The sequence below is a fragment of the Muricauda sp. SCSIO 65647 genome (assembly GCF_021534965.1).
Taxonomy (GTDB): Bacteria; Bacteroidota; Bacteroidia; order Flavobacteriales; family Flavobacteriaceae; genus Flagellimonas_A.
The window spans coordinates 2,547,473-2,569,346 of sequence record NZ_CP091037.1; the positions used below are offsets into that span (position 1 = coordinate 2,547,473).

Below are 21,874 nucleotides of genomic sequence, written 5' to 3' on the forward strand. Positions count from 1 at the left end.
GCTATTTCATTATAATCGGCCCTTTGTACAAATCTTGGGCCTCTAAATCCCAAATTGTAAAAACCCCTTAAAATGACAGAAGGCAATTTTGTTGATTATGTCAAGGTGCATGTCGCCTCGGGAAAAGGGGGACAAGGATCTGCACACCTACGTCGTGAAAAATACGTTGACAAAGGGGGCCCTGATGGCGGCGATGGAGGCAGAGGGGGGCATGTCATTGTTCGGGGCAACAAAAATCTTTGGACACTCATCCATTATAAATTTCAGAAACATTTCAAGGCAGGCCATGGTGAACACGGTGGTAAGCAGCGCAGTACAGGTTCCAAAGGTGAAGATGTCTATCTCGAAGTGCCATTGGGCACGGTAGTTCGTGACACCGCAACAAACAATATACTGTTCGAAATTACCGAGGATGGTGAGGAAAAAACCGTGTTGCAAGGCGGATTGGGCGGTCGTGGCAACTGGCATTTCAAATCTTCGACCAACCAAACCCCACGATATGCACAACCAGGGCTATCAGGTGAAGAGAAGCAAATCACACTTGAACTGAAAGTCTTGGCCGATGTCGGATTGGTGGGCTTCCCCAATGCCGGTAAATCTACCCTGTTATCGGTGATGACCTCAGCAAAGCCCAAAATTGCCGATTATGAGTTTACGACCTTGAAACCGAATTTGGGCATAGTCGAATATCGAGATTTCAAAAGTTTTGTGATGGCCGACATACCGGGCATCATTGAAGGAGCTGCTGAAGGAAAGGGATTGGGCCATTATTTCTTGCGCCATATCGAGCGAAATGCCACCTTACTGTTTTTGATACCCGCAGATAGTAGCGATATTTCAAAAGAATATGAGATTTTGTTGGATGAGCTCAGAAGGTACAATCCTGAATTGTTGGATAAGCAGCGGCTGGTCGCCATCTCAAAAAGCGATATGCTCGATGATGAACTAATTGCCGAAATGCGGCAAGAGCTTGATAAAGAATTTGTTGATGTAACATATCTTTTCATGTCATCGGTGGCCCAAATGGGTATTCAAGAACTGAAAGACAAACTTTGGGTGTTATTGAACGAATAACGGCGAAACCTCACCATTTCAATCCAGATAATTAGTATTTTTAAGAAAAGAGCATCTCATGAAAAGGGTTGTTTTCTTGTTCATTCTTATGCTATTGGTCTCATGTGCGGGCGGTAGGGTGAGCTATGACTACGATAAATCGACCGATTTCTCAAATTACGCCACCTACAACTATTTTGGAGATATGGAGACCGGGTTGAGCGAGCTTGATGAACGTCGTTTGCTCAAGGTGATGGATTCTATTTTGCAGGCTAAAGGATTTCTTCTTTCAGAAGAACCTGATTTTTTGGTCAATATCATCAGTTCAGAATATCAAAGAGCCTCGAACAATGCCATAGGAGTGGGCGTGGGCGGTACTGGGCGCAATGTTGGTGGAGGCGTATCTGTAGGTGTACCTATTGGTGGTTCAGGTATTGAACGCCAGATTCAATTCGACTTTGTTGATTCACAAAAAAATGCGCTCTTTTGGCAAGCTATTTCAGAAAGTGGTTACAGAGACAATGCTTCCCCCTTTGAACGTTATGAAAAAATAAAGGCCTTGGCCGCCAAGGTATTCTCAAAGTTTCCTCCTGAGCAGAAATAAGAAAACCGACTTGTCGCCGCTTATTTACCGTTCGGTAAGTTGAAATGACCGTTGGTCATAATCTTCTTTCGGGAGCATTCTTCCCCCCATACATTTGTCGCATAAATATTTTAATTCATAAAAATCAGACAAATGATCGCATTGGTAAAATTGATCGTGAATGTTTTGGTCACCATTTTTTTGTAATCTGGTGTGACCAATGAAAGCAAAAACGAGTTCTAAAGAATTGCTGTACGTGTCTACATCTAGAGCTGGAAAAAGCTTGATAAAGATGGTGAAAATGGTAAAGGCTTAGATTACTACTGATATTTGACCCAAAAACTTCTTCATGCACTATAGTAATATGCTCAACTGCGAATCAGTTATATTTGGCATATATCACCTTTGTTAAGTAGATTTTATAGATGAACCTTACAGAAAAAAGAAGAAATCTCCTTTTTTGGATGTTACAGCTTTTGGGTTGGGGGTTTATCAATTCCGTTTCTTTTCTTTTTTTTAAAAAATTTAGTCCTGAGTTTGTAACCTATTCAGTGGTTACTGGTATTTTCATCGGTATTCTTTCAACTTCATTGTTGCGATGGTATTTGAAAAAGAGTGTCTTATTTGACGATCTTACATTTAAGGAGCTGACAAAAATCGTTGTTGCCTTTATACTGACCTCTTCTTTTTTTGCCACTCTTAATTTTCTCTCTGGCTATATGTACAAAAAGTTTGGTCCAGAACTATCTGAAATTGAAAAAAATATTCTTGAAACATACGACAACTTCTGGCTTTTGGTTGTCAATTCGTTTTTTTTGATAGGTGTTTGGATGGCTTGCTATCTGGTCATCAAATTGCTGCTCAAAATGAATATGAACAGAATTGAACGGTTAGAGCTCAGTTCTAATTTGAAACAAGCACAGTTGAATACCTTGAAAGGGCAGATAAACCCGCATTTTATGTTCAATAGCCTCAACAATATTCGTGGATTGATGCTGGAGGATGTTCAAAGATCGCGTGATATGTTGACCAAACTTTCAGAGATGCTGCGCTACTCACTTACCAAAAACGATGTGAACGCCATTGCTGTTGAAGAAGAACTTGAAATGGTCGATAACTATATAGCCCTTTCCAAAATTCAGTTTGAAGATCGATTGGTGTTCGTTAAGGAAGTCGATAAAGAGACATTGCCCATACAGATTCCGCCGATGATTATTCAACTCTTGGTTGAGAATGCAACAAAACACGGTATTTCAAACTTAAAGGAAGGCGGAAAAATCATACTTGCCATCAAAAGGTCAAACAATCAATTGCATATCAGGGTTTCGAATACCGGCAAATTGAAAATGGCAAAAGATTCTACCCAGGTAGGACTCGAAAACATCAAACAACGATTGAAATTGCTTTATGGTGAAACCGCCATTTTTACGCTGACCGAAGAAAATGGAGAAGTATTGGCCGATATCAAAATTCCCTTGACATGAAGATCAGCGCCGTTATTGTCGAAGATTCGCGCCTGGCCCGTAACGAGCTTAAGGAGCTGATCAAAGAACACAAAGAGATAGAACTCAAAGGTGAGGCCGAAAATGTTGATTTGGGCTTTGAACTCATACAAAAAGAGTTGCCCGATCTATTGTTTTTAGACATTAACATGCCCGAAAAAGATGGTTTTGAACTGTTAGAAATGCTCGATGAAGTGCCCATCACCATTTTTACGACCGCTTTTGATGAGTATGCCATCAAATCTTTTGAGTACAATGCGTTGGATTATCTGTTGAAACCCATCAATCCAAAACGTTTTGCACAGGCCATAGACAAAGCCAGGGCAAAGTTGGAAGGCAAGCAAGAAAGCAAAGCGGACACGCGCAAGCTCAACGAGTCGAGCCAAATCTTCATCAAGGACGGAGAAAAATGTTGGTTGGTCAAAATCGGTGATATTTCCCATTTTGAGATCGTGGGCAATTATACCCGGGTCTATTTTGAAGATGAAAGGCCAATGCTCTACAAATCGTTGAACCAAATTGAGGAAAAGTTACCAGAACAAGCATTTTTCAGGGCAAATAGACAACAAATGGTAAATACCAATTTTATAGAACAAGTGGTACCCTGGTTTAACGGTAAACTGAAACTAACCATGAAGAACGGCGATGAGATAGAGGTTTCACGCCGTCAATCATATCTGTTCAAAGACCGGATGAGCCTATAAAAAAACCCGCTAGTAGCGGGTCTTCGATCGTTTTCAAAAAAGAAGTGCTATCCCGCAAGTAGATCCTTATACTTGGCCTTGTAGCCAAAAAGAACAAGAACGTTCAAAACAATAAGAATTAGAGAACCTGGAATCGTAGCCGGCTCCAACGTCGCATGGAACAATACAGCATTTACTGAGACACTCATTAAGATTAAGGCCATCAATGCACCATATTTGTTGAACAATAAGGCCAAACCGGCCAAAATTTCAACAATAGCCACTAAATAAATCGTCTTGGCAGCTGCAAGACCTCCCATGTAACCCATGGCTGCTTCGCTCATAGCACTTTGGTCCATGGGTACAAAATGAAAAAACTTATCCAGTCCAAAAACCAATACGAAAAGGCCGAGAAGAATTCTTACGACCATAAAAACTTTTGAATTCATAGGTAAATAGTTGTTGATTGAACAATAAAAGTACTCATTTATTGATGATTATCTATTTTATTTCTAAATAATATGATTTTTCATAATCAGAGAATATGAAAAAAAATGAAGTAGGTCATGGTCAAGTTGAATACCGCATGACTGAGGATGGCTCCTAAAATGGAGTTTGTCATCTGTTTTGACCAAAAGAAAATTCTAGAAGCAAAAAACATCAAAATAACCCAAATGAGGGCAGGAATCAAGTTGAACTCCCAATGATTGTCTACGTATAAAATTCCAAAATGGGCCAAATGGGTCAAGGCAAATGCCGCACTGTCTACAAGTGATGCCTTGTTCTCAGCTAATTTTTCAGAAAAACACCGATGTATGAAACCTCGATATAACAATTCTTCACCAATAGGGCTAAAAATCATACTGGTAATCCCGAAAATCAGAAAGTAAACAAACCGTACTTCTTCGAAATTTTCACTTTTGGGCACCTGGTATGAATTGGAGATATAGACGAGCCAATTGTTCAAGGTGTTTCCGTAAAACATGTCGCCCAGCCACCATACCAACGCACAAAAGGCGGTACCTGCCAATGTTCCCCAAAGCAACCCTACCGGACGTTTCGGTTTTTTGATTCCGATTTCCACTCTCCCCGATTTGTTCAACAATAAAAAGGGAAGTAGCCACATGGCGACAAAAATGATAGAGGTAAGTCGATAATCTCCAGTTTTGCTGGCATTCAAGACAATGATGAATCGGGGAATACCAAAGGCCAGAATCAAGAACAGCCCCAGTTTTTGATTGAATTTTAGCTTTTGCTTCAGAAAGGGTCTGAAGTGATCCATCATAGCGATTTCAAAAGTCCACCATCAATGGGGATATTGGTTCCCGTGATATAACTTGCCTGTTGTGAAGCCAAGAAAGCGACCAGATAACCATATTCTTTGGGGTCACCGATTCGTTTCACAGGCACTTGGTTTTCCATGGTTGAGCGCACTTCGGCCTGTGGCACTCCCAATTTTTCCGCTTTTTTCGCATTCAATTGTGCAATACGTTCAGTATCGAAATAACCTGTAAGTATGTTGTTGACGGTAATACCTTCTCTTGCCACATCAAATGAGAGGCTTTTGGCCCAGGTGACCACTGCTGCCCGAATCGAATTGGAAAGGGCTAGGTAGCTTAACGGTTCTTTTACCGAAATGGAGGCCACATTGATGATGCGTCCCCATTGATTTTTTTGCATTTGTTCGAGGGCAAGTTCTGTCGTGAACACTACCGTTTTGAACAAGAGGTCGAAAGCTTGCTGATAATCAACAACTCGCTTTTCCAAAGCACCACCGGCTTCAGGACCTTGGGTGTTATTGATCAAGATGTCTATGGAGTTCTTTTCAAAATATCGTTCGAGTATTTCTTGGTATCCCTTAAAATCTGTAAAATCGACGGCCAGATATTGATGTTTTTGCCCTTTATCTGTTGAAAGATGGTCAATGAGATTTTTTAGTTTTTCCTTACTGCGAGACATTAGGGTTACACTGGCTCCACTTGCGGCCAGTTGCTCTGCAATAGCAAGGCCAATACCCCTACTGCTGCCACCGACCAGTGCTTTTTTCCCTATCAGACTTATTACCATATCAATATATTTTTAATACCTAACATTTAATCTCTGATATCTAAATATATTCTTCTCTGACCGGACTAAAGACATCCATTAATTTACATGGTGTCAATGCTTTTCCAGAATGGGTGATGTTCGATGGTATGACCACTACATCACCGGGTGTGTATACTTTTGTTTTTCCATCCAAAGTAAATTCGAATTCACCTTCAACCACATGCATTATCTGTTCATGTACATGGCGGTGTTCGGGCACTTCAGCTCCTTTTTCGACTGTCCAGAAAGCCCAACTCATTGATTTTGAGTGTACCAACTTTCCGTGGTATCCGGGCATGATTTCTTTGGAGGGTATTTCTGATAGGTTCATAGATTGTAATTTATACTCAAGTTAAAAATATTCCTCAAGGCCATTGGCTATCTTTGGTCAGAAATTTTCAAAAATGAGCATTCATTTTATTGCCATAGGCGGAGCCGCCATGCACAATTTGGCACTGGCCTTGGAGCATAAGGGTTATAAAATTACGGGGAGCGATGACGTTATTTATGAACCCTCAAAAAGCCGATTGGCAAAGAAGGGTCTGTTGCCAGAAGAATTCGGATGGTTTCCTGAAAAAATTACTGCCGATTTAGATGCCGTGATTCTGGGCATGCATGCAAAGCCTGACAATCCTGAGCTTCAGAAAGCCCAAGAGTTGGGACTTAAAATCTATTCCTATCCCGAATTTCTGTACGAGCAATCAAAAAACAAGACCCGTGTGGTCATTGGGGGCAGTCATGGCAAGACGACCATCACCTCGATGATTTTACATGTACTTGATTATCAAGATATTGAAGTTGATTATATGGTAGGTGCACAACTCGAGGGATTTGATCGTATGGTACATCTGACAGAAGAAAATGATTTTATGGTTTTAGAAGGGGATGAATATTTGAGCTCACCCATCGATCGCCGGCCCAAGTTTCACCTCTACCAGGCCAATATTGCCCTGTTGAGCGGCATTGCGTGGGACCATATCAATGTTTTCACCACCTATGAAAATTATGTTGAGCAGTTCGAGATTTTTGTAGATGGTATCGTGAAAGGAGGCAGTATTACCTACAATGAAGAAGATGTTGAAGTAAAAAGGGTAGTGGAGGCTTCACAGAATACCATTCGAAAATTTCCCTACAGAACTCCAGAACATTCAATTGAAAATGGAATTACTTTTTTGGAAACCGAAGATGGCCCAATGCCGTTGGAAATATTTGGGAAACATAATTTGAATAACCTAATGGGCGCCAAATGGATTTGTCAGCAAATGGGAGTGGATGAGGTCGATTTTTATGAGGCGATTACCACCTTTAAAGGCGCTAGCAAGCGCTTGGAGAAATTGGCAGAAGGGGCGACCAATGCAGTTTTTAAGGATTTTGCCCATTCACCCAGCAAAGTAGCGGCCACGACCCAAGCTGTGGCGGCGCAATATCCCGACCGTAAGTTGGTGGCCTGTCTTGAGCTGCACACCTACAGTAGTCTCAATGTCGATTTCTTAAAAGAATATGAAGGGGCCCTTGATGCGGCTGACCAAGCAGTGGTCTATTACTCACCGGAAGCAGTTAAGATCAAACGACTTGAAGCGGTCACCACAGAGCAAATTGCCACGGCGTTCAAAAGAAAAGACGTGAGGGTTTTTACCGACCCCGACTCATTTCAAGAATGGCTTTATTCCCAAAATTTTGAAAATGCGAACCTTTTGTTGATGAGTTCGGGCAACTATGGGGGATTGGATTTTGAAAAGGTTAAAAAGGGATTTGGGTAGAGATCTGCGGCATCTTGTCTATCTAAAGGGCCATACACATTACCAGATTTTTCCGTTTAGGCATATGCCATTTCCCTATTATATTTTCTTTGGTATTCTTTGGGCGATAGTCCGGAATATTTACGAAAAGTAGATCTGAATGCCTTTTCATCATTGTATCCAATGTCGTACATTATCTCAAGTATGGTTTTTGTAGACGATTCCAGTCTCTTTTTTGCTGCTTCGACCTTGACCCGTTGTATATATTCCAATGGGGTATTCGAAGTAGCTTTCTTGAACCTTCTTAGAAAACTTCTGGCATTTAAATGTACCATTTGGGCAATCTCATCTACTACCAACCTGTCTTGGTAATTGTTTTCTATATGAAGTTGGGCTTGTTTGATCGGTTCATCTGAGTGGTCTTTTTGCCCGCTAAAAATGATGAACTCACTCTGGCTTAACCGGTCAAATGCTATTTCAGAAACCTTTGAGCACCATATGGCCGTTTCCCTGCCAAAATACCGCTCTATTAAGTACAGCGTGAAGTTCAAAATAGAATAGGCACCGCCGCTAGAGTATATGCCATTGTCTTCACAAATTATTTTTTCGGGTATCAAGTTTACGTTTGGATATTTACGCTTGAATGTTTCGTGCGCCGTCCAATGCGTGGCGCAAGATTTTCCATTGACCAATCCAGTTTCCGCCAACAGAAAAGCTCCTTTACATAGACTTGCAAGTTCAGAACCATTTTCAATTCTCTGGGTTTTGATCCAATCCACAAAATCCATGTTATTTTGAATTTCTATATCCAAATCTCCACTTATTGGAGAGATGATGATCAAATCGGTTTTTGGTATGTCATGAATGGTGGCCGTGGGCCGTACACTGAACAAGCCCTGATACAGAACGGGTTCTTTTGATAACCCCACCAAATCCACCTTAAATGGATGCCTTGCCAGTTCATTGATCCGCTTGAAATGCGAATTTGCCATTTTAAGCATGTTGAAAGGTGCGATGATAGTGTCTACAATGCTATTACCTGATGGAACAATTACGCTGATATGCTTCATAAATAATGGATTATGGTCAAAAATAAATAATAATATTGTCGTAAACAACCTTGTATATTGTCAAAAAAGACACCTACTATTACTATTAAAACGACATACATTTGTGATGTACTCAATTCTAAAAAACAGTAATCATGGAAAATCAAGAAGTAATGGTAGTATATAAATGGATTGCCAGAGAAGGAAACTCAGAAGAATTAAAAGCCATTTATAGAGAAGTGGAAAGCCAAATGAAATCGAACGAACCGGGCGCGTTGAAAGTTGAATGTTATTTTGATGAAACGTCTTCTACTTTAATCGTAATGGATCTTTTTGCAGATGCTGGAGCTGTTGGGTTTCACTTGGGGACAACCGCTGCCGGACATTTCGAGAATTTACTGAAAATCGCTGTTCCTGGTGAATTTTTATTCTGTGGTCAGGTTCCTGAAGAGATGAAGCAAGCGGCAACCGCAATGGGACTTAATGCCACTTTCGCTCCTAGAATATTCGGATTTCACAGGGCCTGACACTCAAATCCCTTTGTCGGATAATCTTAAAATCCAATCACTCAGTCTTAAACCCCAAATTGCCGCAAATGATGGTCAAGGTGTTTGTACTCCATCTGCCCCCATTGCTGATGGGTGAGTTTACCAAAAAGGGGGTGGGGGCTCCAGTCGGTTCTGTCTTTTATGGCATAACATTGTCTGACCAAGTCTTTTAATTTCGTTACTTCGGTTTCAAAGTCTTTTTCTTCGGTAGCTTTGAGTCCTGGGGCCGTGGGCAGGTTTTTGCGCCATAGTTTATCATTGTAGAGTGACTTTTTGAAGAACCAGCGTACCAAGGGATTTCCACTGACTCCCCTATCTTCGTTTTTTATGGCTATCTTCAAAGGAAACTGGCAATGCCAGGCCATCTGCCCCACACTCATTTTGCCCCATAGCCGTTGTGTTTCAGGTGATAGTTTGTCAATTCGTGCCAATATTTCTTCGTATGCTCCCTGATTAAAAAGTGATTTCATGTAAATTGATTTAGCGGCATATCAAAATACAAAAAACTTCACATGCATTTCTTTATTGAATCGAACAATCCAATCAAAGCCCTATATTTAACCCATGCATGAAAAAACGGCATCGCTATCCATTAAAAATTGGGCCGATGACGACAGGCCTAGGGAAAAACTGTTGTCAAAAGGGCGTTTGGCACTCTCAGATGCTGAGCTCATTGCTATTTTGATCGGGTCTGGTAGCAAAAAAGAAAGTGCCGTCGAGCTTTCAAAACGGATATTGGCCTTGGTTGACAACAGTTTGAACGATTTGGGCCGGCTTTCAGTGAAACAGCTTACACAGTTTAAGGGCATTGGCGAAGCAAAGGCAATCACCATTGCCGCGGCCCTTGAAATTGGAAGGCGTCGACGAGATGAAGAAAGCAAACGAATTACCAAGATCGTTTCGAGTTTAGATGCTTTTGAGTTGTTGCAACCCCTTATCGGTGAGCTCGAACATGAAGAATTCTGGATTCTCTACTTGAATAATTCCAATAAGGTTGTGTACAAGGGGCAATTGAGCAAGGGGGGTATTACGGGTACCTTGGTCGATGTGCGTTTGGTTATGAAGCAGGCCCTTGAATTGGGTGCCGTGGCACTTATTTTGGCGCATAATCACCCTTCAAACAGCTTGAAGCCCAGCAAGGCTGATAAAGAATTGACCGTTAAATTGAAAAGAGCCTCAGGTATTCTTGATATAAAGGTGCTGGATCATCTTATCATTACCCATAAGGCTTATTTCAGCTTTGCAGATGAAGGAGTGCTGTAGAGCTGAAGGGCTTAACCTGAAATTTTAGCCAGAAGAACTTCATCACGTTTTTTTGGAACTTCAAATTTGTATTTTTGAGATTTCATAAAGATATGCTGCTTATCTACACCCATAAAATAACACCTCGTTTCCGTTTCACCATGGGGCATATCTTCGAACAGATCTTGGGTATTGAGATTGGTTTTACCACCACGGTCGAAGACTTCATTAAGCACAAAGGGGCTAAGATGACCTATACCAAACAGCCCCTTCAAAATGAATTCTTTGTCAGGAGCAATGACCTGTTATTCGAAAAGGGCATTAATGACTTCAGTATTCAAATGGGTGATTGGGAAGGTCTTCCCAGTTTTTTTGAGGCGGGTGAAAAGAGTGTCATTCCGTATGATATCTTTTCGGCGAGTTTCTTCTTGTTGAGCCGTTATGAAGAATACCTCCCGCACGTGAAGGATGAATTGGGCAGGTATCCTGCCAAGGAAAGCCTTGCGTACCAAAACGGTTTTTTGGAGCTACCCGTGGTTGATTTATGGGCTTTAAAGCTTTTTAGGATTTTGGAGCAGAGATTTCCTGAAATCAAGAGAAAGGCAAAGGCCTATCGGTATACCTCGATCATAAATGTGACCACATCGCACAGTTTTGCCCTCAGGGGCATGGCGCGCAGTTTGGGCGCACTCATGTTTGATTTGGGCAATTTTAGGCTGCGACGGGTGGTCCAGAGGCTATTGGTACATTTGGGTGTGCGAAAGGATCCCTTCGACAATTTTTCGACTTTGATAGAGCTGCACAAAAAGTTTCAGGGGAAAACAATGTTCTTTTTCCAATTTGCCGACTATTCGACCCACGACAAGAACATTTCGCCCAACAACAATAAATTTAGGCACTTGATAAAGGCAATTGCAGATTATAGCGTGGTGGCCTTGAGTACATCTTTTCATGCCGGCAACAAAATAGAGCTCTTAAGAAAAGAGAAAAAGAGAATGGCCCAATTGATCAATAGACCCATAAAATATTCAAGGTTACGCTATAATAAGGTCAACATTCCCACGACTTACCGAAATTTAATGGAGGCCGAGTTCACCGATGATTTTAGTATGGGCTATACCCATGAGGTTGGCTTTCGTGCCGGCACCTGTACCCCTTTTTATTTTTATGATATCAATTTAGAGGAGCAACAGCCTCTTAAGGTGCATCCCTTTGCGGTACATGACTACGCCCTGACAAAACACGCAAACACCGGTGAGATACTTGAACAAATCGATGCAATTTATAGACATGTCAAACAGGTAAAGGGGCAGTTCGTCACCGTTTTCTCCAATGAACTTTTAGGCAGCAAACAAAAGATCTCGTGGCTTGAACTGTACCAAAATTTCTTAAAGCGATACTATGTTTAGGGGAGTGGTGACCGATGTTTTTTTTGACCTTGACCATACCCTGTGGGACTTTGAAAAAAACTCGGCACTTACCTTTAAGAGAATATTTACCAAAAATGGAATAGATGTTTCGCTTGAATCTTTTTTGGAAATGTATGTGCCGCTCAACTTTGCCTATTGGAAACTCTATAGAGAAGAAAAGGTTACCAAGGAAGAATTGCGGTATCAACGTTTGAAAAAGGCTTTTGACGCTATAGGATTCCCAACAAATAGGTCATTGATCAATAAACTTTCTGAAGACTATATTCTACATCTTTCTTCGTTTAACCATATATTTCCAGATACCAAAGAAATTCTTGAATACCTCATGCCCAATTATCGGCTTCATATCATAACCAACGGATTCGAGGAAATACAGCACAAAAAGCTCATAAATGCCGGTATCATACATCATTTTGATGTTATTGTGAACTCAGAAATGGCAGGGGTGAAAAAGCCCAATCCGAAAATTTTTCAACTGGCCTTAGAAAAAACAGGTACTACTGCTGAGAAAAGTTTAATGGTCGGTGATAGTCTCGAAGCCGATATTTTGGGAGCCCGAGCAGTGGGCTTTCATACTCTTCATTTTAACCCCACCCGTGATTCAAACCATGATTTTTGCAAAATCATTACCGGTTTGAACGAAATAAAAACCGTTTTGTAGAGTTATAGTAGGGTACAACGGGGGTCGATTGTTTACTTATAAAACTGTACTGTAAAATGAAAAAAATGGTTTATGGCGTTGGCCTGTTGCTATCGCTCATACTGTTGTCCATAGCCTGTTCTGATGAACAGAATTTCGACCAGTTTGATGACCTCAGCGTGACCCCGACACTGGCCACCAGTATTTTTTATCTTGAATCAGACGAAGAGACCATAAATCTTTCGGGCAGTGGCAATTTTTATTCGGAAGTCTTCACTTTTGAGGCCTTTAATGAAGAATTTGTTGCCGAAAGAATATTAGATGGTATTATCATTTATCAAGTCGAGAATACCACAAGCAAAGAAATCGATATCACCGTTGAATTTCTTGATGCGGGAAATAATGTACTTGATACGGAAGCCTTTACCATCGAAGAAGATCCAGCACCATTGCTAGAGCGACAGATTGCCTATGGCGACGGTGGCAGAAGTCTTGATATTCTTAGAAATACCACCAATATAAGGGTAGGGGGCACAAACCAAGGTGATAACAGCAGTACTTCATCACAGCCTGATCCGAAAATCATACTTAGGTCGAGTGCAGAATTTAGGTTTCGTTTGAGATGAAAAGATGGCAACTCTTGATTTTGACCTCTTTGCTGGGGATAGGTGTGCTTTATGCACAAAACAAGCAGTTGCTCTATGATTTTTATGAGATTCCACAATCTTTGATGGTCAATCCTGGGGTGAAGACACCTTATAAATGGCACGCGGGAATTCCCCTTTTATCTGGAATAGGTTTTCAAGCCGGTACCAGTGGTATTACCGTGAACGACCTTTTTGCCAACGATGGCATTGATTTTACGACCAAGGTCAGGGATCGGGCCGTTTTTGGTATGGGCCCACGGGACGAATTCAGTGGCAGTGGCCAGATAGAGGTGTTCTATGGTGGTTTTAGAAGTGCGAACCGGCCTAGTGATTACTATTCTTTTGGAATGTATGGTGAGGGCTATTCGAGCATTTTTTGGCCTAAAGATTTGGCCATTTTAGGTTTCGAAGGCAATGCCAATAATTTGAATAGGAGGTTTGATCTCGGTCATTTGACTTTACAAGGAGAAGCGGTGAACGTCTTTCATTTTGGGGTAAACCGGAAAATGAACGATAAATTGAACCTCGGTATCAGAGCAAAGCTTTATTCTAGTGTTTTTGAATTCAAATCAAAACGAAATTCGGGCTATTTTGTAACTACCCAAGGTGACAACAATATTTTAGAGAATACCTTGGTGGCCCAACTTGAATTACAGACCTCTGGTGTCAAGGAGTTGATTGATATACTTGATGAAGATACGAACACCACAGGTGCCGATATACAACAATGGCTTTTGGGGCGTTCTTTCTTTGGGGGTAATTTGGGCATTGGAGCAGATTTCGGCTTTACTTACGAGTTGGGCCAAAACACCTTTTTAACCGGTAGTGTATTGGATGTAGGCTTTATCTACCACACCAACGGACTCGAAAATTATACCCTAAACGGTGCTGTGAGCAATGAGGGCATTGAGATCATATTGCCCGAAGACCTTTTTGATACGACCACGGATATTTGGCAAGAACTGGTCGATGAGATAGAACGGTTGGTGCCTTTTGAGACAAACCAAAACAGCTTCATATCATTACGTCCAATTAAATTGAACGCTTCGGTACGCCATAATTTTGGGGAAAGAAAGGGTAGTACCGCAGAGGCGTGTTACTGTGGCTATGATACAACAGATCGAGCTGACGGGTTTGATTATGTGAACAGTGTCGGTGGACACCTGTTCGTTATCAACCGCCCCAAGGGACCGCAAGCGGCCCTGACCGCATTTTATCAACGCAGATTTGGCGACGTACTCGCCCTGAAGACAACTTATACCGTTGACAAATATTCCTTTACCAATATTGGTCTTGGACTCAATCTACAGGCCGGTCCGGTTAATTTTTATGTGTTGGCCGACAATTTACTGGGCTATGGCAATATAGCTGACAGTCATTACGCATCTTTTCAATTCGGATTTAATATCATATCTTGGAACGATAATTGATTATCGTTTGGATATGAAGAATATCATAGTTGTATTAATGGTTTTTTTGGGTGCTAACTTGATAGGAAATGCACAATTCAGTGATTATAAATATGTTGTTGTGCCCAAAAGATTTGAAGGGTTCAAAAAGGAAAATCAATATAGTACAAGCACCTTGATAAAGCATCTTTTGACACAACAGGGTTTTAATGCGGTATATGATGATTTTATTGCGTTAAAAACTAATCCGTGCTTGGGGGCATGGGTTCGATTACAAGATGATTCCAGTTTGTTTTTGACCAAGACATCTTTGATTTTTGAAGATTGTGAAGGTAATTCTGTTTTTGAAACGGCCCAAGGGAGAAGTAAAGTCAAACAATATAAAGCTTCTTATGAGCAAGCCATTCGCGAAGCTTTTTTTTCAATGGCAGGTGTAACCCACAATTATGTTCCAAAAGAAGAAACAGAAAAAAAGGAAGAAACGGTTACCCTGAATTTCAAAAATGATGTAAAAAGCTTGAAAAATGAAGGTCAAGCGGTGGAAAAAACGGCAACCGTTAATGAGCAAAAAACCGTCTCTGAAAAACAACCGTACAAGACTTCAGAACCAAAAGAATCTGATATGGCGAAAGCTACTTCACCAGAAAAAAATACCATAATCGGTGAAGCATCAAAGATTGAAGTCTTATATGCCCAGCCAATAGAGAGGGGCTATCAACTGGTCGATACGACACCATCTGTAAGATATAAGCTTCAAGAAACTTCCGTACCCAATGTTTATCTGGTTGTGGGCGACAATAAAAATGGGATTGTTTTTCAAAAAGAAGGTAAGTGGTTCTTGCAATATGAAGATGATAAGAAAGATGTGATGAAAGAGCTCAATATTAAGTTTTAGAGGTCGTACTTATCTTTCCAACGCTTTTTTAAAAATTCACGAAAGGCATTCTCTCTAGCATTGTTTCCAGGTTTATAAAAAGTAGCCCCTGAGATTTCTTCGGGCAAAAACTCCAAATCCACAAAATTGTGGTCGAAGTCATGGGCATAGGCATACGCTTTACCATAGCCTAGATCTTTCATCAGTTTTGTGGGGGCATTTCTAATGGCCAAGGGTACTGGTAAATCACCGGTCTCCCTTACTTTTTGTTGAGCCTTACCAATGGCTAGATAACTAGCGTTGCTCTTGGGTGAGCTGGCCAAATAAGTGGCACATTGACTTAAAATAATTCGTGCTTCCGGATATCCGATTACGTTCACCGCCTGAAAGGCCGCATTGGCGAGGACCAGGGCGGTCGGATTCGCGTTTCCAATATCCTCTGAAGCCAATATGACCATTCTACGTGCAATGAATTTCACATCCTCACCACCTTCGATCATACGGGCCAACCAATAAACGGCAGCATTGGGGTCACTGCCGCGTACTGATTTGATGAAAGCTGATATGATATCATAGTGCTGCTCGCCCGTTTTATCATAAAGCACAGTATTTTTCTGAACTTTTTGTTGTACCAAGTCATTGGTGATGGTCACTTTATTGCCTTCTTCCGAATTGACGATCAGCTCGAAAATGTTCAGCAATTTTCGTCCATCGCCCCCTGAAAGTCTCAACAAGGCCTCGGTTTGGGTTAAATTGATTTTTTTTGATTTCAACACTTCATCTTCCTGCATGGCACGGGCCAAAAGGGCCTCAAGATCTTCTTTTCCAAAGGGGTTGAGCACGTAGACCTGACAGCGTGACAATAGGGCAGGAATTACCTCAAAACTGGGATTTTCGGTCGTGGCCCCGATTAGGGTCACCCACCCTTTTTCAACGGCCCCCAAAAGAGAATCTTGCTGTGATTTACTGAAACGGTGTATCTCATCAATAAAAAGAATAGGATTTTTGGCCGTGAATAGTCCACCGCTTTGCTTTGCCTTTTCAATAACTTCTCTAACATCTTTGACCCCACTGCTAATGGCACTCAGCGTATAGAACGGGCGACCGCTTTCATTGGCGATGATTTGTGCCAAGGTGGTCTTTCCCGTACCGGGAGGTCCCCAAAAAATAAGGGAAGGAACCATGCCTTTCTTGATTTGGGGGTACAAAGCACCGTTTTTGCCCACTAGGTGTTGCTGACTTACAAAGCCATCTAGGGTTTTGGGCCGTATTCTTTCCGCAAGGGGTTCGATCATTTCATAAAAATAGGACAAGTGCATGACAATTTGTGCCATTTTATAATTTTGGGTGTTAAATTGCATAGGGTAGACCATGGGCGAATCATATAATTTTCGTTTCTCGAATTCGGTACTCATAGCACCGATGCTGGCCATATTACTGATTTGGACGGTTTTTTGGGCTGAGGTACGGTTTGGGGTCAACTTTAATGATTTTGGGGTTTATCCAAGAACAATAAAAGGTCTCAGGGGCGTTTTGTTCAGTCCTTTCATTCACGGTTCGGTCGAGCATTTGTACAACAATACCATTCCCTTGATCCTCTTATTGGCCGCCCTGTTCTATTTTTATCGGAGAAATGCCATGGTAGTGTTATTGGTAGGATTTTTTCTTTCAGGGTCCCTTACCTGGTTGATTGGCCGACCCTCATACCATATAGGAGCCAGTGGCATTATTTACGTTTTGGCCAGTTTTATTTTTTTTAAGGGAGTGATTGCCAAACATTATCGTTTGATAGCCTTGTCATTGGCCGTTGTGTTTATTTACGGGGGAATGTTGTGGTACATTTTTCCTATTGAGGATGGTATTTCTTGGGAAGGACATCTTTCAGGTTTTCTAGCAGGACTCTTTTTGGCCCTTGTTTTGAAATCTGACTTTCCGAAAGAGAAAAAATTTACATGGCAAAGAGAAGATTACAATGAAGAAGAAGATGAGTTTATGAAGCATTTTGATGAAGAAGGAAATTTTATTGAGAACATGGGTGGGGCCGATGATGAGGGCATTTCGATCAAATACCATTACAGAAAAGGAAAAGACTAGTCCATTCGCTGTCTGACCACCTCATAAAGAAATACGCCACAGGCTACGGAAACATTCAACGATTCAATATCACCTAACATGGGCAGTTTTGCAGAATGATCGGCCAATTTTAACAATGAAGGCGAAATACCCTTGCCTTCTGAGCCCATGATGACCGCACAGGGTTTGTTGAACGAAACATCGTAAATTGAATTTTCGGTTTTTTCGGTTGCAGCGATTATTTCAATTCCAGATGATTGCAGGTAAAAAACTGCATCCTTAAGATGGTCAACCTTCGCAATAGGGATATTAAAAGCAGCGCCTGCAGAGGTTTTGACCGTATCGTCATTAATAGGGGCCGAACCAGTTTTGGGTACCACAATGGCATCGACACCACAACATACAGCCGTTCTGATGATGGCTCCGAAATTGCGAACGTCAGATAGCCTGTCCAGCAAGAGAAAAAAGGGCAAGTCTTTGGTTTTCAGTATATGTTCCGCTACTTCCTCAAAAGGGCTGAATGCTATCGGAGAAATAAGCGCGACAGCTCCCTGATGATTATTTTTTGTAAGCTTATTGAGTTTTTCAATCGGCACATAAGACGAGACCACTCCTTTCTTCCGAATCAAGGTCTCCAACTTTTTAAACAAATCACCCTGAAGCCTTTTTTGAAGGTAGACTTTGTTGATGGGCCTGTCAGTATTTATTGCCTCAATTATGGCATGTAGACCATATATTTGATTTTCAGACTTCATTACATTTCGGCAAAAATAATCCCTACCCCTGATATAGGGATAGGGAGGAAAAAAATCTATTTTACTAGCTTAAGAGTTGATATGCTCAAATACTTGGGCCAAATCTTCTTGCTTCTTGAGATTTAGCTTACCTTCTTTGATAAACTTCTTAATTTCCTCTGCCCTATCGGGAAACAGTGATAGTAAATCCTTTTTCTTTCCGTTGAATAAGACAGGTTGTTCTGTTCCTTTAAGAACATAATAATCTTTATTGACGATAAATTTGGCCGCTCGGTCTCTTTGGTTTGGGGTCGGTGCTTTTTCCGGCGGAATCAATACCACCTTTTTTTTCAATAAAAGTTTAGTGTCACCATCTGCCAGCACTACAAAGTTGCCTCTTTTGAACTGATCATTTTCATCTGTATAGCTATAGGGCCTTATAAGGGCATCTTGTATTGAAAATTCGGTGCCATCTACTTTCAAAAAAGAGGTAATGGTACCATCGTTTTCTTTCACCTCAATTTCATCGTCGTACATATTATATCGCATCATGAGATTAAGAGGCTCTTTGTCCTTCAAGTGAAAAGTGCCCACAACAAATTCTTTTGGCTCATATGGGCTTCCTTTAATATCTTCAAATTTGATAGGATTTACTTTCTCTTTTTGATCAAGAAATTTTTCAAAAATGAGATTGGATAATCTAGTGGTGTTGTACTGTGAGGTATTGATCTGGCCATTTAAAGATATTCCACTGCCTTGGGTTTGCCCAACAGCGGCTATTGATGCCAAGATAACACACAATGAAATTACTCGTTTCAAAACAAATTGGATTTCTTTCATAGCAAAGACTTATTAAGATAAATATAGTGATTAAGTATCAGATAAAAAACCGCCCAACATGTTGGGCGGTTTTTTAAATAAGAAATATTAACTCTTCTAAATCAAACTTTTGTAAATGTCATACGTACCGTAAAGGGTCCGCCACAAATTCCTGCTTCGTCATCCGTTACGTTTATGGTAAAGGTCGATTCATCAGTAAAATCAAAAGTACCATTATCACCACCAGATGGAGGTCCTAAGGTTGTAGATGCACCACAGCCCACACCAGTGGCCTGATCACCTGGAACAAGTACTTGGTCACAAACCAATTCAAAATTAAAGGTCATGGTACCAAAATCTCCAAGATCTGGATAAATTCCGGTGGTAAATGCCCTAGTCGTTGAACCCGTTGATTCAATTGTGACAGTACCTTGGCTGAACAGCACGGTACCAAAAATTCCAGTCGCCGTGGTTGTCAATGTGTAGTCACCAGTGAAAAGGGCTGGATCCAAAAGGCAAACCACATTGGCCGTAATGGTGTGATCAGCAGACTGGTTATCAAAGTTGGCACTTACATCTGTAAACGTACCAGAGTCTGCAATAATAGACCATCTGAAATTGAAAGCATCCGTTCCTTCAAGATCGCCCTGGGTAAGTCCCAAAAGATCAAGTACCTCTTGGCCATTATAGGTGACCGAGAAAGTAGGAAATTGGCCCCCAGTATCAAAAACACCAGAATCAAATGATTGGTACAACACTTCAGGGGTTGGTGCTATCGGTGTGCCTGCAGGAACAGTATTTTCTGTAAAAGAAACATAAAGTTCGACACGTTGTACATCAGAACCGTCTTCAAGAGAGACCACCTGGTACTCTCTACTAAAAATTGAACCTGCGGGATTGAACAGGTCAATGGCAGCATCTCCCTCAGAAGAAATGATTTGAATGAATGGTAAACCCGAGACCTCCAATTCATCAAATTTCACTGGAAGTTTGTCGGTATCTTCACAGGAGCCCGCTAAAAAGATAAAACAAGCTGCCAGTACCAAATTAATTATAGATTTATTTTTCATGTTAATTTTTTTAGATTATTGAACAAAATCGGCAGGATTGTTATCCCAAAAAGTCTGAACACTAAGATTGGACTTTTGTTGCATGTTCGGATTCCTGTCAACACTAACTGCAGGATATAGGAACGTTCTAGGGAAATTACCCAAACCAAGCAAGGTTGGTTGCAGGTTTATAGGGCTTCCGGTTCTCCTATATAGGTTGAAGCTCTCAATTCCGTTTCCAAATAAGGCTATCCAATATTCCTTTCCTATGACAGCCATTCTTCCCTGATCGGTGGTCTCGGCATCATAAAGATCCAGTACCGTCGATACATAGTCTTCAACATCGGTATCTGTGGGCACATTGGTGAAATCTCCTGGATTTGGCAAAAAGCCTGTTACCCTTGCGATGGAAGCCCGTACACCAGACTCCAACATAGTACGGGGATCATCAGAAGTACCCAAAGTAAGTGCAGCCTCTGCTCTCATGAAGTACACAAACGAATCCATCATAATGGGCCAGATACCGGCACCATCAAGACCATCTCCGGCCGATATTGATTCAGCATCGTTGTCATCGAACCTACCACCTGCAGGATATACTCCCCAAGTAGAACGCTTTGTATTGTCAGGTGGAATACCGTCTGCTTCAGCATGGTCACGACCCCAATAGCCATCGCCCCTGCCAAATAATGAACAGAAAGGTAGTGGAAAGGCCGAAATTGCATCAATGGGGGCAAATGAAGCTGGCCTTGGATCATCATGGCAATCGATTTCATTGTCCAAGGTGGCATCATCAGTTGGAAAAGCATCTACTTGCCTATAGACATAGTATCTAAGCCTAGGATCATCGATTCCTTTTTCAACGGCCATAGTCCACATCAAATAGTTTGAGATGTAATCTCCCGTATTTGCCTGTTCGTACTCGTTAAAATAATATTGGTGCTTGCTCAAGGGCAAATCTGCGGTACCCGCGGTCCAGACAAAATCATTGTCGCTGTCTAAAATAAGGTTGCCGCCATCAATCAATGATTGAATCTGTGAAGCGGCCTCACCTTGATTGGTCAAGCGTAGATTTAGATAATACTTGAATTTTAGGGTATTCACCAATGTTATCCAAGAATCGACATCACCACCATAAAACAAATCGGCAGCAGGACTACCAACTGAGTTCCTATTGAAATCTGCTATGGCCTCGTTCAATTCTGCCAAAGCAACAGCATACACATCAGCACCTGGATCTACAGAGGGAAACAGATTACCCTCTCCACCTGCAAAGGCCTCGGAAAGGGGAACATCGCCCCAATAGTCTACCAATGTCATCAAAATATAGGCCTTGATGGTTCTGGCGATACCCGAATGAACGAATAGTTCACTTTCGGTGGCAATAGGAAGCAAGGTTTCAATGTCTTGCAAAACAACGGCATAAGCAAATTGCCAAGTGTTCTGAAGGTTGGCATTGGTATTTTGGAACCTATTGTTGTATTCATTGAACATATACTCTAACCTTACCGCTTCGGCACCTGCACCAGTGGCCTCTTCGAAAAATTCAGAAAAGTTGAATTGAATACTGTTCAATGTAAAGTCAACATCGAGACTTTCAGGAGTACTGGCATTCGGATCATTCAAAATGCCAAGCTCCGTTGTTTCGCATGAGACGGTTGCAACTAGCATTGCAAGCACAAGCGAAGTATATTTAATTATTTTTTTCATCG

24 protein-coding genes are annotated in these 21,874 nt (G+C 41.4%); 13 read left to right on the forward strand and 11 right to left on the reverse strand.

Features of this window, described 5'->3' with window-relative positions; genetic code table 11:
* The first annotated feature begins 72 nt into the window (after positions 1–72).
* From obgE to L0P89_RS11235, 4 genes are all read left to right on the forward strand, one after another.
* Positions 73–1,074, forward strand: a complete 1,002-nt coding sequence (obgE, locus tag L0P89_RS11220; protein ID WP_235265191.1) for a GTPase ObgE — start codon at positions 73–75, stop codon at positions 1,072–1,074.
* Between the two features lie 58 nt (positions 1,075–1,132).
* Entirely contained in the window at positions 1,133–1,657 is a 525-nt protein-coding gene (locus tag L0P89_RS11225; protein ID WP_235265192.1) for a DUF4136 domain-containing protein, read from the forward strand.
* Between the two features lie 404 nt (positions 1,658–2,061).
* Complete coding sequence (locus tag L0P89_RS11230; RefSeq protein WP_235265193.1) at positions 2,062–3,120, forward strand: sensor histidine kinase; 1,059 nt, start codon at positions 2,062–2,064, stop codon at positions 3,118–3,120.
* On the forward strand, positions 3,117–3,842 hold the full coding sequence (locus L0P89_RS11235) for a LytTR family DNA-binding domain-containing protein (RefSeq protein WP_235265194.1): 726 nt from the start codon (positions 3,117–3,119) through the stop codon (positions 3,840–3,842). The genes L0P89_RS11230 and L0P89_RS11235 overlap by 4 nt, the downstream gene beginning before the upstream one ends.
* A 47-nt stretch (positions 3,843–3,889) precedes the next feature.
* Here the strand turns inward: L0P89_RS11235 and L0P89_RS11240 are convergent, their stop codons facing one another.
* The 4 genes from L0P89_RS11240 to L0P89_RS11255 form a co-directional block, all read right to left on the reverse strand.
* Positions 3,890–4,270 carry a DoxX family membrane protein gene (locus L0P89_RS11240; protein WP_235265195.1) on the reverse strand — a complete coding sequence of 127 codons (381 nt, stop codon included), beginning with the start codon at positions 4,268–4,270 and terminating at the stop codon, positions 3,890–3,892.
* An 86-nt stretch (positions 4,271–4,356) separates the two neighbouring features.
* Complete coding sequence (locus L0P89_RS11245; RefSeq protein ID WP_235265196.1) at positions 4,357–5,106, reverse strand: CPBP family intramembrane glutamic endopeptidase; 750 nt, start codon at positions 5,104–5,106, stop codon at positions 4,357–4,359.
* Complete coding sequence (locus L0P89_RS11250; RefSeq protein WP_235265197.1) at positions 5,103–5,888, reverse strand: SDR family oxidoreductase; 786 nt, start codon at positions 5,886–5,888, stop codon at positions 5,103–5,105. The genes L0P89_RS11245 and L0P89_RS11250 overlap by 4 nt, the downstream gene beginning before the upstream one ends.
* Positions 5,889–5,928: 40 nt before the next feature.
* Positions 5,929–6,240: a cupin domain-containing protein gene (locus L0P89_RS11255; protein ID WP_235265198.1), complete on the reverse strand. Its 312-nt coding sequence runs from the start codon at positions 6,238–6,240 to the stop codon at positions 5,929–5,931.
* Between the two features lie 73 nt (positions 6,241–6,313).
* Between L0P89_RS11255 and murC the strand changes: the two genes are divergently transcribed.
* Positions 6,314–7,669, forward strand: a complete 1,356-nt coding sequence (murC, locus tag L0P89_RS11260) for a UDP-N-acetylmuramate--L-alanine ligase (RefSeq protein ID WP_235265199.1) — start codon at positions 6,314–6,316, stop codon at positions 7,667–7,669.
* A gap of 56 nt (positions 7,670–7,725) precedes the next feature.
* Here the strand turns inward: murC and L0P89_RS11265 are convergent, their stop codons facing one another.
* A complete protein-coding gene (locus L0P89_RS11265) occupies positions 7,726–8,718 on the reverse strand; it encodes a GlxA family transcriptional regulator (RefSeq protein ID WP_235265200.1) in 993 nt (330 codons plus the stop codon).
* 134 nt (positions 8,719–8,852) lie between these two features.
* Here L0P89_RS11265 and L0P89_RS11270 point away from each other — a divergent pair, with 134 nt between their 5' ends.
* On the forward strand, positions 8,853–9,224 hold the full coding sequence (locus tag L0P89_RS11270) for an antibiotic biosynthesis monooxygenase (protein ID WP_235265201.1): 372 nt from the start codon (positions 8,853–8,855) through the stop codon (positions 9,222–9,224).
* Between the two features lie 47 nt (positions 9,225–9,271).
* Here L0P89_RS11270 and L0P89_RS11275 read toward each other — a convergent pair whose 3' ends face one another.
* The gene (locus tag L0P89_RS11275; protein ID WP_235265202.1) at positions 9,272–9,715 is read right to left on the reverse strand and encodes a DUF1569 domain-containing protein; all 444 of its coding nucleotides are present in this window, start codon (positions 9,713–9,715) and stop codon (positions 9,272–9,274) included.
* 94 nt (positions 9,716–9,809) lie between these two features.
* Here L0P89_RS11275 and radC point away from each other — a divergent pair, with 94 nt between their 5' ends.
* The 6 genes from radC (at position 9,810) to L0P89_RS11305 (ending at position 15,508) form a co-directional block, all read left to right on the forward strand.
* The gene (radC, locus tag L0P89_RS11280; RefSeq protein ID WP_235265203.1) at positions 9,810–10,508 is read left to right on the forward strand and encodes a RadC family protein; all 699 of its coding nucleotides are present in this window, start codon (positions 9,810–9,812) and stop codon (positions 10,506–10,508) included.
* A gap of 74 nt (positions 10,509–10,582) precedes the next feature.
* Positions 10,583–11,896, forward strand: a complete 1,314-nt coding sequence (locus L0P89_RS11285; RefSeq protein ID WP_313790927.1) for a polysaccharide deacetylase family protein — start codon at positions 10,583–10,585, stop codon at positions 11,894–11,896.
* Entirely contained in the window at positions 11,889–12,578 is a 690-nt protein-coding gene (locus L0P89_RS11290) for a YjjG family noncanonical pyrimidine nucleotidase (RefSeq protein WP_235265204.1), read from the forward strand. The genes L0P89_RS11285 and L0P89_RS11290 overlap by 8 nt, the downstream gene beginning before the upstream one ends.
* 56 nt (positions 12,579–12,634) lie before the next feature.
* Positions 12,635–13,183: a hypothetical protein gene (locus tag L0P89_RS11295; protein ID WP_235265205.1), complete on the forward strand. Its 549-nt coding sequence runs from the start codon at positions 12,635–12,637 to the stop codon at positions 13,181–13,183.
* On the forward strand, positions 13,180–14,634 hold the full coding sequence (locus L0P89_RS11300) for a DUF5723 family protein (RefSeq protein WP_235265206.1): 1,455 nt from the start codon (positions 13,180–13,182) through the stop codon (positions 14,632–14,634). Before L0P89_RS11295 ends, L0P89_RS11300 begins: the two co-directional genes overlap by 4 nt.
* Positions 14,635–14,647: 13 nt before the next feature.
* Positions 14,648–15,508, forward strand: a complete 861-nt coding sequence (locus L0P89_RS11305) for a hypothetical protein (protein ID WP_235265207.1) — start codon at positions 14,648–14,650, stop codon at positions 15,506–15,508.
* On the opposite strand, the gene L0P89_RS11310 is transcribed toward L0P89_RS11305, so the two are convergent.
* Positions 15,505–16,782: a replication-associated recombination protein A gene (locus L0P89_RS11310; protein WP_235268030.1), complete on the reverse strand. Its 1,278-nt coding sequence runs from the start codon at positions 16,780–16,782 to the stop codon at positions 15,505–15,507. The genes L0P89_RS11305 and L0P89_RS11310 overlap by 4 nt on opposite strands.
* Positions 16,783–16,858: 76 nt before the next feature.
* Here L0P89_RS11310 and L0P89_RS11315 point away from each other — a divergent pair, with 76 nt between their 5' ends.
* Complete coding sequence (locus tag L0P89_RS11315) at positions 16,859–17,581, forward strand: rhomboid family intramembrane serine protease (protein WP_235265208.1); 723 nt, start codon at positions 16,859–16,861, stop codon at positions 17,579–17,581.
* Here the strand turns inward: L0P89_RS11315 and rlmB are convergent.
* From rlmB to L0P89_RS11335, 4 genes are all read right to left on the reverse strand, one after another.
* The gene (gene rlmB, locus L0P89_RS11320; protein WP_235265209.1) at positions 17,578–18,315 is read right to left on the reverse strand and encodes a 23S rRNA (guanosine(2251)-2'-O)-methyltransferase RlmB; all 738 of its coding nucleotides are present in this window, start codon (positions 18,313–18,315) and stop codon (positions 17,578–17,580) included. The genes L0P89_RS11315 and rlmB overlap by 4 nt on opposite strands.
* A gap of 69 nt (positions 18,316–18,384) precedes the next feature.
* Positions 18,385–19,134 carry a hypothetical protein gene (locus L0P89_RS11325; RefSeq protein ID WP_235265210.1) on the reverse strand — a complete coding sequence of 250 codons (750 nt, stop codon included), beginning with the start codon at positions 19,132–19,134 and terminating at the stop codon, positions 18,385–18,387.
* 101 nt (positions 19,135–19,235) lie between these two features.
* Positions 19,236–20,183 carry a hypothetical protein gene (locus tag L0P89_RS11330; RefSeq protein ID WP_235265211.1) on the reverse strand — a complete coding sequence of 316 codons (948 nt, stop codon included), beginning with the start codon at positions 20,181–20,183 and terminating at the stop codon, positions 19,236–19,238.
* 15 nt (positions 20,184–20,198) lie between these two features.
* Positions 20,199–21,872 (reverse strand): SusD/RagB family nutrient-binding outer membrane lipoprotein, encoded by a 1,674-nt coding sequence (locus tag L0P89_RS11335; RefSeq protein ID WP_235265212.1) that lies wholly within the window; start codon positions 21,870–21,872, stop codon positions 20,199–20,201.
* Between the last annotated feature and the right edge of the window lie 2 nt (positions 21,873–21,874).

Excerpts from the sequence above, each read along its gene's own strand:
- L0P89_RS11225 (WP_235265192.1), top strand. The coding sequence starts at position 1,133 with ATGAAAAGGGTTGTTTTCTTGTTCATTCTTATGCTATTGGTCTCATGT.
- radC (WP_235265203.1), top strand. The coding sequence starts at position 9,810 with ATGCATGAAAAAACGGCATCGCTATCCATTAAAAATTGGGCCGATGAC.
- L0P89_RS11305 (WP_235265207.1), top strand. The coding sequence starts at position 14,648 with ATGAAGAATATCATAGTTGTATTAATGGTTTTTTTGGGTGCTAACTTG.
- L0P89_RS11270 (WP_235265201.1), top strand. The coding sequence starts at position 8,853 with ATGGAAAATCAAGAAGTAATGGTAGTATATAAATGGATTGCCAGAGAA.
- L0P89_RS11265 (WP_235265200.1), bottom strand. The coding sequence starts at position 8,718 with ATGAAGCATATCAGCGTAATTGTTCCATCAGGTAATAGCATTGTAGAC.
- L0P89_RS11275 (WP_235265202.1), bottom strand. The coding sequence starts at position 9,715 with ATGAAATCACTTTTTAATCAGGGAGCATACGAAGAAATATTGGCACGA.
- L0P89_RS11325 (WP_235265210.1), bottom strand. The coding sequence starts at position 19,134 with ATGAAAGAAATCCAATTTGTTTTGAAACGAGTAATTTCATTGTGTGTT.
- L0P89_RS11235 (WP_235265194.1), top strand. The coding sequence starts at position 3,117 with ATGAAGATCAGCGCCGTTATTGTCGAAGATTCGCGCCTGGCCCGTAAC.
- L0P89_RS11300 (WP_235265206.1), top strand. The coding sequence starts at position 13,180 with ATGAAAAGATGGCAACTCTTGATTTTGACCTCTTTGCTGGGGATAGGT.
- rlmB (WP_235265209.1), bottom strand. The coding sequence starts at position 18,315 with ATGAAGTCTGAAAATCAAATATATGGTCTACATGCCATAATTGAGGCA.
- obgE (WP_235265191.1), top strand. The coding sequence starts at position 73 with ATGACAGAAGGCAATTTTGTTGATTATGTCAAGGTGCATGTCGCCTCG.
- L0P89_RS11315 (WP_235265208.1), top strand. The coding sequence starts at position 16,859 with ATGGGCGAATCATATAATTTTCGTTTCTCGAATTCGGTACTCATAGCA.
- L0P89_RS11310 (WP_235268030.1), bottom strand. The coding sequence starts at position 16,782 with ATGATCGAACCCCTTGCGGAAAGAATACGGCCCAAAACCCTAGATGGC.
- L0P89_RS11290 (WP_235265204.1), top strand. The coding sequence starts at position 11,889 with ATGTTTAGGGGAGTGGTGACCGATGTTTTTTTTGACCTTGACCATACC.
- L0P89_RS11255 (WP_235265198.1), bottom strand. The coding sequence starts at position 6,240 with ATGAACCTATCAGAAATACCCTCCAAAGAAATCATGCCCGGATACCAC.
- L0P89_RS11250 (WP_235265197.1), bottom strand. The coding sequence starts at position 5,888 with ATGGTAATAAGTCTGATAGGGAAAAAAGCACTGGTCGGTGGCAGCAGT.
- murC (WP_235265199.1), top strand. The coding sequence starts at position 6,314 with ATGAGCATTCATTTTATTGCCATAGGCGGAGCCGCCATGCACAATTTG.
- L0P89_RS11330 (WP_235265211.1), bottom strand. The coding sequence starts at position 20,183 with ATGAAAAATAAATCTATAATTAATTTGGTACTGGCAGCTTGTTTTATC.
- L0P89_RS11335 (WP_235265212.1), bottom strand. The coding sequence starts at position 21,872 with ATGAAAAAAATAATTAAATATACTTCGCTTGTGCTTGCAATGCTAGTT.
- L0P89_RS11230 (WP_235265193.1), top strand. The coding sequence starts at position 2,062 with ATGAACCTTACAGAAAAAAGAAGAAATCTCCTTTTTTGGATGTTACAG.
- L0P89_RS11295 (WP_235265205.1), top strand. The coding sequence starts at position 12,635 with ATGAAAAAAATGGTTTATGGCGTTGGCCTGTTGCTATCGCTCATACTG.
- L0P89_RS11240 (WP_235265195.1), bottom strand. The coding sequence starts at position 4,270 with ATGAATTCAAAAGTTTTTATGGTCGTAAGAATTCTTCTCGGCCTTTTC.
- L0P89_RS11245 (WP_235265196.1), bottom strand. The coding sequence starts at position 5,106 with ATGATGGATCACTTCAGACCCTTTCTGAAGCAAAAGCTAAAATTCAAT.